The sequence below is a fragment of the Pseudomonas sp. BF-RE-25 genome (genome assembly GCF_019956105.1).
Classification (GTDB): domain Bacteria; phylum Pseudomonadota; class Gammaproteobacteria; order Pseudomonadales; family Pseudomonadaceae; genus Aquipseudomonas; species Aquipseudomonas migulae.
In genome coordinates, this window is record NZ_JAHBDB010000021.1 from 13,934 (window position 1) to 27,131 (window position 13,198).

The following is a 13,198-nucleotide window of genomic DNA, read 5'->3' on the forward strand; positions in this document are numbered from 1 at the left end:
CCTGCGGTTGAGAAACGGTAAGGGCGACCGAGAGACGCACATCATCTGTGGCGAGGGATCGGTTATGGCTGAAGGCCAGTGATCAGGTGCACCACGCCGCCCTCCAGCATCATGACGCCTGGCACACCTGCCAGATTCAAAGCCTGTCGATTCATCCGCCCCACATCGCGCAATTCCACCCGAACCCGGGTCAGCGCCACAGGCTGCTGCGACTTGAGGTTATCCACACCACCCAACGCGGCCACCACATTCGCTGCCAGGCCAGGCCCCGATGGCGCAGCCACCTTCGGTTCATCCACGATCAGATCCGGCGTCAAGGCTTTCCAGAACGCTCGCTGCATTTTCTCGAACATGTTCAGTTCTCCATAACCAGTGAAGTTTCGACCGTCGCGTCGCGATACAGCCTCAAGACCTCGCGTACTTGCCCGGCACTTTCCAGACTAAGGATCTTTTGGGCGATGGCCTGGCAATCCACCAGGTCCACTGTGCGAACCGCCGCTTTGACCGCCGGAATCAACGGCACGCTCACCGACAACTCATCCACGCCCAGCCCCAGCAAAAGCGGCGTGGCCAGGGTTTCGGAGGCCAGGGCGCCGCACACGCCCACCCATTTGCCGTGGCTATGGGCGGCTTTCACGGTGCTGGCGATCAATCGCAGCACCGCAGGATGAAAACTGTCAGCCTGACTGGCCAGCCGCGGATGATCGCGGTCCATGGCCAAGGTGTATTGGGTCAGGTCATTGGTGCCGATGGAGAAAAAATCCACTTCGGGCGCAAACAGATCAGCCATCAGTGCCGCTGCTGGCACCTCGATCATGATCCCCAGCTTCGGCAGTTCCGTGAGGCCCAGGGCCAGCGCCTCCTCTTCGAGCAGTTGACGAGCCACGCGCAACTCCGACAGCTGCGTCACCATCGGCAGCATGATGTGCAAACGCGTCAGTCCCGCACAGCTCAGGATTGCCTTGAATTGATCGCGCAACAGCTGCGGACGCTCCAGGCACAGACGAATCCCGCGCACGCCCAGAAAGGGGTTGGTTTCACTGTCCATCGGGACATAGGCCAAAGGCTTGTCACCGCCAACATCCAGCGTGCGCACCACCAGATTACGCGCAGGCCCGAGAGCTCGGGCGATGGCGCTGTAGGTGGAGGCCTGCTCGTCCTGGCTAGGCGCATGATGGCGATCCAGATATAGAAACTCCGAACGCAGCAAACCAACACCCGCGCCTCCCAGCGCCATAGCCTGTTCGGCTTCAGCCAGCGAAGCGATGTTGGCTGTCACCTCGACATGATGTCCGTCGCGAGTACAGGCAGCCAGTGACGCCTGCGCCAACTCACGGTGCTGACGTTGCTGCGCAAGCGCGCGCCTGGCTTGAAGTTCTTCAATGGCGGCCAGATCCGGGTCGAGCTGCAACTCCCCCTTATCGGCATCGAGCAACACCTGGGTGCCGTTGACCAGCGCCAGCACTTGCACCGGTAACCCACAGATCGCCGGCAAACCGAACGCCCGCGCCAGGATCGCGACATGGCTGGTGGCGCCACCGCCGACCGTGGCAAACCCCAGCACCTTACGGGTATCGAGCCCGGCGGTCTGGGACGGTGTCAGTTGTTCAGCAATCAGAATGGCGCCTTCAGGCAACTCCAGCTCGCGGTCCCGAACGCCGAGTAGCAACTTGAGCACTCTCTGACTGACATCGGCCAGGTCTGCCGCTCGTTCGGCCAGCAGCGCATTGCCCAGGCTTTTGAATAAGGTTGCCGTCGACCCGGTGGCCGCACGCCAGGCGAATCCGGCGCTTTTGCCTTCGTCGATCAGCACATGAGCCACCTCCAACAAACCCGGGTCTTCGAGCAGTTCCTGATGCGCCCTGAAGATCTCTGCCTGAGCATCGCCCGTGGCGTTATCACGCATCTGCTGCAACGCTGAAATTGCCTCGGTCAACGCTGCGGACAGGTGATCGCGCTCAACCCGCGAACTCTCACCCCATTCGCTGACATCAAGGACCTGCTCGGCGATCTGTACCACTTGGCCAAATGCCGAACCCGCCGAAGCACATACCCCACGCAGCACCTTGGGCGATGATGCCTCCAAGGGCTGCGGGGCAACATCCGCCGTCACGGGCACGGTCTCGCCGCATCCGGCGGTCAGCAGCTCGGCCAGTGCCTTGATCGCCGCCTCAGCATCCGGGCCGACCGCACTGACTTGCACAACATCATCGTGAACGGTCTGCAATGCCATGATCGCCACCAGGGATTTCGCATTCGCACTCTCCTGCTGTTTATGCAGGTGAATGCTCGCCGAGAAACCTTTCGCCGCTTGGGCGAACACCGCCGCAGGACGGGCGTGCAAGCCGTTCGGGTTGGGCAACGTCACCGGTTTGGAGAACAGCGCCTCGCCCTCTTTAGCCACAGACTCATCCGTTGTCAGCTCGACAGAATTCAAACCCAGCAATGGCTGACCACTGTCTACCCACCCGGTTTCCGCCGTCAGCCAAGTGAACGGCTCACCGCTGACCACCAGCATCAAGGTCAGCAGGCTGCGTGCATTCAACGCAACAAAATCAGCATCGAACTCAATCAGCGACTGCCCGACGTCAACCTGCTGCCCCTCCTCCACCAACCGCGTGAACCCCTTTCCTGCAAGGTTCACCGTGTCGAGCCCAATGTGCATCAACACCTGCACGCCATTTTCATCGGTGATGCTGACCGCATGCCCACTGGCCTGCACATTGCTGACAACCCCCGCCAGCGGCGCGCACAACGTTGTTGACGTCGGATCGATGCATAGCCCATCGCCGATGATCCGGCTGGAAAAAACTCGATCGGGCACAAGGTCCAAGGGCATCAATACGCCGGACAGGGGTGCGTGAAGCTGCAATTGTTGGGGTGTGGCCATGACTTCACCTGCTGTTCTGTTCTTTGAAGTGCCGATGGAGCGCGACGCTCCGACAGCATCGCTTATTTCCACCAGTACTCGACCTGCAATCCGACGTTCGCACCGTGTCGCGCCGTGCCGAAGGCTCCGGTGTCGGACAACGCTGAACCCGCTGCCAGTTCATTGGCCGCACGCTTGGCCGCCTCGTTCCAGCTGGCATAGGTGTAATACAAGCGCACTTCGGGCCGCGCCCAGAATTCAGGGCCCTTGGGTGACCAGGTCGGGGCAAAGGTGAACTTGCTCAGCTTGCGCGTGCCACCTGTGGCTTCGACCTGATCGTGACCCAGCTCGGTCACCAGTTTGAACTGCTCGCTAATCGCGTAGGCCGGCCGAACGCCCAGGGAAATCCAGTTCTGGTCTGATCCGTCGGGGCGAATATCCTTCTGGTAAACCGCCTCGACCTGCCCGCCAAACCGGGGCGTCACCTGCCAGTCGAAGAACTCCACCACCCGGTAGCTTTTATTGCTGTCATCCAGCTTCACGTTACCGGTATAGCCCAACCCGGTGCCCGGCCCTTCACCGTACTGAAACGCGAGTTTGTTCTTGCCACCCAGAAATCCTTTTTGCACATGCTGGGTGGTAATCGCCCAGCCACGATGAGCGTCGCGGCTGTCGGGTTTGTCGATGTAGCTCAGGCCAAACTCCAGCTCACCGCCGGGGTTAGTGTTGAAACCGGCAACGTTGAAATCGTGACGATTGATGTAATCCTTCTGGTACAGGTTGTCCTTGCGCGAAAAGGCGTAGCTGTATTTCAGATCTCCGATCAGCACGTCCTCGATGCCGCCGCCGGTGGCGCTCTGGTTCCAGTAGTAAAAGTCGGAAATGTGGATGTCGTTCCGTTTGTAATAGCGGCGACCGGCCCACAGCGAACCGCCGTTGAGGCCAGGCATGTTCGACCATTGCGCGTACAGCTGCGGCAAGCGCACCGAGCCGTTGTCGCCATTGAACGTCAGGTCCTTGTCGTACTGGTTATACAGTGAGGCCATGCCATCGACACTTAGCACCGAACCGTCATCCAGCGTGTACAAGTCCTGACGAAGTTCCAGTTCCCCATATTGCTCGCACTCGTTACCGAGGCGGTATTTGGTCTGTGCTCCGGGCAGTTGGAAACACTGTTGTTTACCACTGTTGACCGACGTACCGACGCCGCTGCGCAGGTAACCGCCGAACTCCAGCGCATGGGCCGTCAGTGGCAACGCCAGGCAAATGCCAGCGGCTGCAAGGCCGCGATTTATTGTTGTTTTCAAGAAACACTCCATTATTTTTATTGTGTGCTGCAGCAAAATCGGCGCGCAAAACTCCCCCGCGCAGCGTTCTGCGTGTTTTTGAAACGGTGTTTTTTTGTGAGGGGTCAGTGGTCAGTCAAGTGCAAGACAAACGACTCATACGGTCGTAAAAACACCTGCCGATTTCGCGGCGGACAGTCCGCATAGTTGCTGATGACCAAGCGCTGAGTCATGAATTCAGCGATCACTGCATCCGGCAATTCAACTTCGCAAGGCGTCCCGTAAAAGTTGTTCAATACCAGCAACCGTTCGCCGCTTCCTTCCCGTACATAAGCCCAAACTTGCGCGTGCTCAGGCAACAGCTGACGGTAAACACCGTCGGATATCAGCACTTCGGTACGCCGCAAATTGATCAACTGGCGGTAGTGATGCAGCACTGAATCCGGGTCGTCGAGTTGAGTGGCGACGTTGATCTGCGCCGAATTGGCCGGCACGCCGATCCAGGGTTGCACAGAGCTGAAACCGGCGTTCGGTCCGGTATTCCAATGCATCGGCGTACGGCCGTTGTCACGGGACTTCTGCATGATCGCCGCCATGTTGTCGGCATCGCTCGCACCCGCCTCGCGCTTGAGCCGGAAGATGTTCAGGGTCTCGACGTCGCGGTATTGATCGATGTGATCGAAGCCCGGATTGGTCATACCCAGCTCTTCCCCCTGATACACAAATGGCGTGCCCTGGAGAAAATGCAGCGCGGTGCCGAGCATCTTCGCCGACACCACACGGTGCTCGCCGTCATGACCAAATCGCGAGACCACCCGAGGTTGGTCGTGATTACACCAGAACAGCGCATTCCAGCCGCCGCCGGCCTGCATGCCGGTTTGCCAGTCGGAGAGGATGCGCTTGAGCTCGAGGAAGTCGAAATCGGCGCGAATCCACTTTTGCAGGTTCGGGTAATCGACTTTCAGGTGATGGAAGTTGAAGGTCATCGACAGCTCTTTGGAGCCCGGCCGCGAATAGCGAATACAGTGTTCGAGACTGGTAGACGACATCTCGCCGACATTGATCAGGTCATGGCCTTCGAACACTTCGCGGTGCATTTGCTGCAAGTATTCGTGAACATTCGGCCCGTCGGTATAGAAGCGTCGGCCGTCGGTATTGTCCTCGGGAAAGTCCGCCGGTTTCGAGATCAGGTTGATCACATCCAGCCGGAACCCGCCCACACCTTTATCCCGCCAGAATCTCATCATCTTGAAAACTTCGGCGCGCACCTTCGGGTTGTCCCAGTTCAGGTCGGCCTGAGTGTGATCGAACAGGTGCAGGAAATACTGGCCGGTCTGCGCCTCGTACTCCCATGCCGAACCACCAAATTTGGACTCCCAGTTATTGGGCTGATCGCGCCAGATGTAGAAGTCGCGATACGGATTGTCGAGACTGCTGCGCGCCTGCTGGAACCAGGTGTGCTCGATCGAGGTGTGGTTGACCACGATATCGAGCATCAACTTGATCCCGCGCTTGCCGGCCTCGGCGATCAGCAATTCACAGTCGGCCATGGTGCCGTAGCTCGGATCGATGGCGTAGTAATCGCTGATATCGTAACCGTTGTCACGCTGGGGCGAACGCAGGAACGGCGTGATCCACAGGCAATCGACGCCCAGCCAGTGCAGGTAGTCGAGCTTGGCCACGACGCCGAGCAAATCACCCGTGGGATTGCCTGCGTGGCTGTAAAAACTCTTCGGGTAGATCTGGTAGATCACCGAACGTTGCCAGTCTTGCATGGCTGTATTCCTTCTTGAACTGCGATAGCGATCTATCAGGCGACCCGATACCCAGGCCGAACAATCTTCATGCTCAACCCACAGGTCAAAACAAACGGCACGACCATGGCGATGATCATCCCGATCACAAACATCGGGATGAACTGCGGAATGATCGAGATAAATCCGGGCAAACCGCCGACACCGATGGCCGAGGCCTGGACCTTGTTCATCGACAGGAAGATGCCCCCCAGCGCCGAGCCAATCAGTGCGGCGTAAAACGGAAATTTGTAGCGCAGGTTGACCCCGAACATCGCCGGTTCGGTGATGCCGAAATAGGCCGAAATCGCTGAGGTCGACGCCATGGACTTGTCCCGCGCATTACGGGTCATGTAGAACACCGCGAGCGCCGCGCTGCCTTGGGCGAGGTTGGACATGACGATCATCGGCCAGATGAAAGTACCGCCCTGGGTCGAGATCAGCTGCAAGTCGACCGCGAGAAACATGTGGTGCATGCCGGTGATCACCAAGGGGGCGTAAAGCAGGCCGAAGATCGCGCCGCCGACCATCGGCGCCAGATCAAACAGGGTGACCACGCCTTCGGTGATGAGAATCCCCAGATGCCGGGTCACCGGGCCAATGACCGCCAGCGCCAGCACGCCGGTGACCACGATGGTGGTGATCGGCACCACCAGCAATTGCACCGCATTAGGCACTCTCGCCCGCAGCCATTTTTCGATGACGCTCATCACGTATGCCGCCAGCAGGATGGGCAGGATCTGCCCCTGATAACCGACCTTTTCGATCTGGAACAGACCGAGGATGTCGAAATACGGCAGGCTCTGGCCGTCGAGACCTGCGACTGCCTTGCCATAGTTCCAGGCATTGAGCAGATCGGGATGAACCAGCATCAGACCGAGCACAATGCCGAGGATTTCGCTGCCGCCAAACCGCTTGGCTGCTGACCAGCCCACTAGCGCAGGCAGAAACACGAACGAAGTGTTGGCCATCAGGTTGATCAGGCTCCAGAGCCCGTCAAGCTTGGGGTAAGCGTCCAGCAGGGTCTGGTCCTCGATGAACATGCCCTTGGCGCCGATCAGGTTATTGATGCCCATCAGCAGGCCCGCAATGATCAACGCCGGCAGGATCGGCATGAACACATCGGAAAACACCCGCACCAGACGCTGCATGGCGTTTATCTTGTCGGCGCTTTTCTGTTTAACGTCGGCGATTGTTGACGCGGCAAGACCGGTTTGATGGCGCAGCTCTGCGTAAACCTTCTCCACCTCGCCAGGACCGATGACCACCTGGAACAGGCCGCCGGTAAAGAATGAGCCTTTGACCAGGTCAATCTGGTTCAGCGTGGCACTGTTGACCCGGCTCGGGTCCTTGAGGGCAAGGCGCAGGCGTGTGACGCAATGCGCGGCTTGCTCGAGGTTGTCGCTGCCACCGAGGCTTTGCAGCAGCTCGCTGACGATGTTCGGATAGTCGTGGCTCATGCTTGTTTTTCCGCTGTGGTTTTTTGTTATTGGCAGCACGCCGAAGCGAAAAGTACTCGTCTGTACGAGTTAAATCAACAACTCGTACAGACGAGTTTGAAATTGTTTACTTGTCACCCGACCGGCGGCGATTTTTCCCACCCTCTCAGACGATGAAAACCCAAACCCGCATGGACAAACCCCTACCCTGCCCTTAAGGTTCGAAACCTTGAGCACATTGCGGCACAGAGCCATCCCCATGAGTAAATACAACCAGATCTACAGCGATCTGCTTGCCAGCATCACGACCGAACGTCTGGAGCGCGGCGCCCGGTTGCCCTCCGAAACCGAACTGATGGACAGCTACCAGGCCAGTCGCGGCACCGTGCGCAAGGCCATCGAGCAATTACAGGAGCGCGGGTTCGCCCAGAAAGTCCACGGGAAAGGCACCTTTGTGTTGTCGACCGACCCGATCGAATTTCAGTTGGGCGGCATCGTCAGCTTTCAGGAAACCTATCCGCGACTGGGCAACAACGTCAGCACCGAAGTGGTCGAGTTCAGCCAGATCCCTCTCGAAGGTGCGCTGCTGGAACATATCAAGGCTGAAGAAGGCAGCCTGATCACGAGGATCAAACGCGTACGGCGGATCGATGGAAAACGAGTGATCCTCGACATCAACCATTTCGTCAGCGACGTGATCCCCGGACTATCGCGGGACATCGCCGAACACTCGATCTACGCCTTCATCGAACAGACCTTGCAACTGCAAATCGCCTACGCCCAGCGAACCATCGAAGCCGTGCCCCGCAGCAAGGACGACCAGCAACACCTCGACCTCGACGGCCAGAGCCATGTGATCGTGGTCAGCAACCATACGTTTCTGCAGGACGGCCGGCAGTTCGAGTACACGGAATCACGGCACACCCTCGACAAGTTCTACTTTTCGGATGTGGCACGGCGCTGACCCTACAGGTTCTTGAATCGCATTTGGGCATAACTATGTAGTGCACCTCCTGCATGGAAACGGGCAATCATCGCTGCCCATTTCTCAAGGAGCGAGAGCATGTCCACCGAACAAAACACCCCCGCATCAAGCAATGCCGCCGACCAGGAAACACTCAGACTCATCGCGCCGGTCGTGGTGACAGCCTGCCCCGGTTTGCAGGAAGAAGCCCATTCGGTCGCCAGTGAAATCCTGCAAAAACACGGCATCACCCACCTGGACCCGGATCAGGTCTGGTGGCATCGCTTCGACAATGTCTCGGCCAGCAGCACCAAGGCTTTTCTGGGTTGGGAGCACGCGCCCAAACCCAGTGAATCTTTAACCCTGACGCAACTGGTCATCCATCGGTACCGCGTGACCGACCAGGACGACGCCCTCGAACTGGACAGCAATGGCGGGTTTTACACGGCGGATGCAAACGCCAGTATTTACAACGAAACCAATGAAGTGCGGATGTACCCCAGGCAGGTGCTCGCGGACCTGTGGGAGAAGAACCTCAGTCAGCGATACCTGGACAAGCTGAATGCGTTCTGGGCCAGCCATTTTGATGACTACCGCACACTGGCCAAATGTAACTACCTCAGCAAAGCCGTGGAGGCGCGGCAAAGCGGGCAACTCGAAGAGGAGGATTTCCAGACCGTCATCAGGGCCGTCATCGGTGGCGCGTCCTGGCCGATCACCTTGGCGACCCTGAAAGCGCAAACCGCTACGCCTGCGGATCTTCGTGTCTGCGCGCTGGATGTCGCAGGGCATGTCGCCACCGATATTCTGCGCATCGTTGAGCCCAACGGTCGGCAAATCACCTACGTTCCCGGTGCCGCAGACCCCTTCCACGTGCACCCGACATTGACGGACATGCATTGGTGGATGCTGTTGCAAATGAACGAAGAAAAGCCCCGAACCGAATTCATGACCCATTTCCCGCTGTCGGTTCGCAAGGAGGTCCACGACAACATCACCCCGCTGATGAACCAACTGGTCGGCACCTGGGGCAAGTACGACCACCATTTGATCAATCAAAAAGACATCACCATCAGCGGTGACGTGTTCACCTGGCAGAGCCGGGCTGTCCAGAGCACGATGCTGGAAGAGGCTGACCTGACGCTGGTGAGTAATGGACAGATGCGTAAGCAGCTATGGCTGGGTTATCTCACCGCCGCACTGCACGCTTTCGGCCCGTTGGCGGTGCTTGGCTGGCCGATCGCATTGCCGGTGATCGGGGCCAGCATCGCGGCCATGGGTTTGAACATCGACAAAGCGGCGAATGGCAAAACAGCGGCAGAACGCAAGGCCGGCATCATCGGCGCGGTGCTCGATGGCATCAATGTGCTGTTCAATCTCCCGCTGCTCAAAGAGGTCAGTGTGTTGGACGAAGCCGGGGCTGCGGCTGAGGCGGCAGAAGCGGCCGAGATGTCGGACTTGAACAAGACGCTCGATCCCGAAGAAACCGCTGGCACGCAAGAAACGCAGGCACCCGACGAATCAGAGGAAGTCACCCTGCAACCTGGAGAGTTGTCAGGCCTGCCCGATGAAACCGCCCAAGCGTTTGAAGTACCAGAGCACTGGCAAAGTAATGAAATCCTCGAAAGCTACCCCATGGCCACCAGCGGAAAATTCCAGGGTGTCTACACACTCGATTCACAACCCTCCAATGCCATCTTGATAAACGAGCAGGCGTACTTCGTACGTTTCGAAGCAGACGCCAATGGTGGCGGAACATGGGCCATCATTGATCCGCAGAATCCGAATGCCTTTACGGGGTCGATTCCCGTGCGCCTGAATGCCGAAGGTGAATGGGAGCTGGCGCCGAAAAACGGGTTGAAGGGTGGCGGCAAAGGCCCCAGCAAACTTGTTCCCGGGCCCTCCCGGCCCGCGGCCCCATTGCCGCCCAAAGTAAATGATCACGCACACTTGACCCGATACGATGCCCCTAACGGTCGCTCGTTGAATTTCCTGGCGTTGGGAAAACAGGAAACCCATATAAAAGTCGTCAACATGCCTGGTGGGCGAATCAGAGGGGTCTCCCCCTACGAAGAGTATGTCGCCGGACGTCGCACGGCACTGGCCAGGGATGCAATCGCATTCCAAATGCCCAAGGACTTTTTCGCCTCGCTGCCTCCCCGACCGGTCCAGCCCGTGATCACTCCATCCACGACGGTCACCGAACTCATCGAGAAGGTATTCGATGCAGCACCGGGGCTGGTGGTCGGTGAAAGTCAGGATCGCATTGCCAGCATGCGCTTCCTGATCGAAAACATGCCGACGCTGGCCAGGAAAGGCGTCAAGACGATCTACATGCATCGTCTGCTCAACGACTTCAATCAAGTCGACCTGAACAACTTCGCCGAAACCGGAAACATGCATGGCATGCTGGAGATGTACCTGAAAAAGTTGCCAGGCGATCCTGCGGGACAGTTCACGCCGCTGGAGGTCGTCAAAACGGCTCAACAGAACGGCATTCGAATCCAGGCCACTGACTGCCTGGCGAGTTATCGTTATGAAGACTCGACCATGACCCTCAGAGCACAGCAATCCTTCAAGACCTACCTTACCCACACCATCATGCAGGCGACTCAAGCCCGCAACGGCGGCGGAAAATGGCTGGTACTCACCGACCAGGAGAGTACCAACACGTTCAGGGGAATGGCCGGCATCAGCGAAACGGAGGGTGGTATCGGTTTGCGCATAGAAGAAGTGCAACTCGATCAGAGTCTGCACCTGGACATCGACCATGGTATCGAAGTAGGCCATGAGAATGCCGGGGGAGCTGGCCCGATGCACGGTAGTACCGACACCCTGTATGCCGACATCAGCCTGCAGATGCCGACGCCGTTCATTCAACGAACGCCCGAGCAGATCAATCAGCTGCTGTTCCGCCAAGGCATGTTCACCATTGAAAGGTCGGAAGACACCTTCTCGCTGATTCATCGCAGCCGCACTGGCCAGATTGTGCGAACGACAATCGAGCGAACGATGGATAGCGGCTTTCGGATCAACCGTCCGGCCTGGGCGGGTGTGCATCAGATCACCTACGCGAATCTGATCAGCCTTGCCCACGCACTCAACCGCATGGGCCTGACGTTGCAAGGGCGCCTGCCGGCTGTAACTGCCTGATACGCAAAGGCCCCGTGAATTCACATTCACGGGGCCTTTGAGGTGTTACAGGCGATCAGTCAGACCGGGATCATTCCCACTCGATGGTCGCTGGCGGCTTGCTCGACACGTCGTAAGTGACGCGGGAGATGCCTTCGATTTCATTGATGATGCGGCCGCTGACGGTTTCCAGCAGTTCGTAAGGCAGGTGAGCCCAACGCGCAGTCATGAAGTCGATGGTTTCCACGGCACGCAGGGCCACGACCCAGGCGTAACGACGGCCATCGCCTACAACGCCAACCGATTTCACCGGCTGGAACACCACGAACGCCTGGCTGACTTTGTGGTACCAGTCGGCCTTGCGCAGTTCTTCGATGAAGATGTGGTCGGCGCGACGCAGCAGGTCGGCGTATTCCTTCTTCACTTCACCGAGGATCCGCACGCCCAGGCCCGGGCCCGGGAACGGGTGACGGTAGACCATGTCGTACGGCAGGCCGAGTTCCAGGCCCAGACGACGGACTTCGTCCTTGAACAGCTCACGCAGCGGTTCAACCAGCTTGAGGTTCATTTCTTCCGGCAGGCCGCCCACGTTGTGGTGCGACTTGATCACGTGCGCCTTGCCGCTTTTCGCGCCAGCCGACTCGATCACGTCCGGGTAGATGGTGCCTTGGGCGAGGTACTTGATGTTGTCCAGTTTGTTGGACTGGGCATCAAAGACGTCGATGAAGGTACGACCGATGATCTTGCGCTTCTTCTCTGGATCGCTTTCGCCAGCCAGGTTGTTCAGGAACTGGTCTTCAGCGTTGGCACGGATCACCTTGACGCCCATGTTCTCGGCGAACATGGCCATCACTTGCTCACCTTCGTGCAGACGCAGCAGGCCGTTGTCGACGAAGACGCAGGTCAGCTGGTCGCCGATGGCTTTGTGCAGCAGCGCGGCAACCACCGAGGAGTCAACGCCGCCGGACAGGCCGAGCAAGACGTTGTCGGTGCCAACCTGGGCGCGAACCTGGGCGATGGCGTCTTCAGCAATCTTCGACGGCGTCCACAGCGCTTCGCAGCCGCAGATCTCGAGGATGAAGCGCGACAGGATCCGGCCGCCCTGCTTGGTGTGGGTCACTTCCGGGTGGAACTGCACGCCGTAGTAGCGCAGGTCATCGTTGAACATGCCGGCAATCGGGCAGCTCGGGGTGCTGGCCAGGATGTGGAAGTCCTGCGGCATTTTGGTGACCTTGTCACCGTGGCTCATCCACACGTCGAGGCCGAACAGGCCGTCGGCGTCGATGTGGTCTTCGATGCCGTCCAGCAGCTGGCTCTTGCCGACCACGTCGACACGGGCATAACCGAATTCACGCAGTTCGGAACCTTCGACCTTGCCACCCAGCTGTTCGGCCATGGTCTGCATGCCGTAGCAGATGCCGAAGACCGGCACGCCCAGGTCAAACACCGCTTGCGGGCAGCGAGGGCTGTTGGCTTCGTGCACGGACTCGGGACCGCCGGCGAGAATGACGCCTTTTGGAGCGAATTCGCGAATCGCTTCGTCGTCCATGTCGAACGGATGCAGTTCGCAGTACACGCCGATTTCACGCACGCGGCGGGCGATCAGCTGGGTGTACTGGGAACCGAAGTCGAGGATCAGGATGCGGTGGGCGTGAATGTCGAGGGCCATGAAGTCAGTCTCGTCTATGTAATTCAGAAACAACTCGGGGCTGAAT

Annotated in this window: 8 protein-coding genes; 2 read left to right on the forward strand and 6 right to left on the reverse strand. The window is 58.7% G+C overall.

The window, feature by feature from the left end:
- Window positions 1-62: 62 nt before the first annotated feature.
- The 5 genes from KGB24_RS11220 to treP all read right to left on the reverse strand — a co-directional run bounded on the left by KGB24_RS11220 (window position 63) and on the right by treP (window position 7,408).
- Window positions 63-353, reverse strand: coding sequence for a PTS transporter subunit EIIB (locus tag KGB24_RS11220; RefSeq protein WP_223415440.1), 291 nt, complete (start codon window positions 351-353; stop codon window positions 63-65).
- A 2-nt stretch (window positions 354-355) separates the two neighbouring features.
- A complete protein-coding gene (gene ptsP / locus KGB24_RS11225; RefSeq protein WP_223415441.1) occupies window positions 356-2,890 on the reverse strand; it encodes a phosphoenolpyruvate--protein phosphotransferase in 2,535 nt (844 codons plus the stop codon).
- A gap of 62 nt (window positions 2,891-2,952) precedes the next feature.
- Complete coding sequence (locus tag KGB24_RS11230) at window positions 2,953-4,176, reverse strand: maltoporin (protein ID WP_223415442.1); 1,224 nt, start codon at window positions 4,174-4,176, stop codon at window positions 2,953-2,955.
- A gap of 104 nt (window positions 4,177-4,280) precedes the next feature.
- On the reverse strand, window positions 4,281-5,930 hold the full coding sequence (treC, locus tag KGB24_RS11235) for an alpha,alpha-phosphotrehalase (RefSeq protein ID WP_223415443.1): 1,650 nt from the start codon (window positions 5,928-5,930) through the stop codon (window positions 4,281-4,283).
- 35 nt (window positions 5,931-5,965) lie between these two features.
- Window positions 5,966-7,408, reverse strand: coding sequence for a PTS system trehalose-specific EIIBC component (gene treP, locus KGB24_RS11240; protein ID WP_223415444.1), 1,443 nt, complete (start codon window positions 7,406-7,408; stop codon window positions 5,966-5,968).
- 238 nt (window positions 7,409-7,646) lie between these two features.
- Between treP and treR the strand changes: the two genes are divergently transcribed.
- Both treR and KGB24_RS11250 read left to right on the forward strand, forming a co-directional pair.
- Complete coding sequence (gene treR / locus KGB24_RS11245) at window positions 7,647-8,351, forward strand: trehalose operon repressor (protein ID WP_192420129.1); 705 nt, start codon at window positions 7,647-7,649, stop codon at window positions 8,349-8,351.
- A gap of 99 nt (window positions 8,352-8,450) precedes the next feature.
- Entirely contained in the window at window positions 8,451-11,504 is a 3,054-nt protein-coding gene (locus KGB24_RS11250; protein ID WP_223415445.1) for a membrane-targeted effector domain-containing toxin, read from the forward strand.
- A gap of 70 nt (window positions 11,505-11,574) precedes the next feature.
- Here KGB24_RS11250 and guaA read toward each other — a convergent pair whose 3' ends face one another.
- Window positions 11,575-13,152: a glutamine-hydrolyzing GMP synthase gene (gene guaA / locus KGB24_RS11255; protein ID WP_008025547.1), complete on the reverse strand. Its 1,578-nt coding sequence runs from the start codon at window positions 13,150-13,152 to the stop codon at window positions 11,575-11,577.
- Window positions 13,153-13,198: the final 46 nt, after the last annotated feature.

Bases quoted from the DNA above. Each gene is read 5' to 3' on its own strand.
- ptsP (WP_223415441.1), bottom strand. From the start codon at position 2,890: ATGGCCACACCCCAACAATTGCAGCTTCACGCACCCCTGTCCGGCGTA.
- KGB24_RS11220 (WP_223415440.1), bottom strand. From the start codon at position 353: ATGTTCGAGAAAATGCAGCGAGCGTTCTGGAAAGCCTTGACGCCGGAT.
- treR (WP_192420129.1), top strand. From the start codon at position 7,647: ATGAGTAAATACAACCAGATCTACAGCGATCTGCTTGCCAGCATCACG.
- treP (WP_223415444.1), bottom strand. From the start codon at position 7,408: ATGAGCCACGACTATCCGAACATCGTCAGCGAGCTGCTGCAAAGCCTC.
- guaA (WP_008025547.1), bottom strand. From the start codon at position 13,152: ATGGCCCTCGACATTCACGCCCACCGCATCCTGATCCTCGACTTCGGT.
- treC (WP_223415443.1), bottom strand. From the start codon at position 5,930: ATGCAAGACTGGCAACGTTCGGTGATCTACCAGATCTACCCGAAGAGT.
- KGB24_RS11250 (WP_223415445.1), top strand. From the start codon at position 8,451: ATGTCCACCGAACAAAACACCCCCGCATCAAGCAATGCCGCCGACCAG.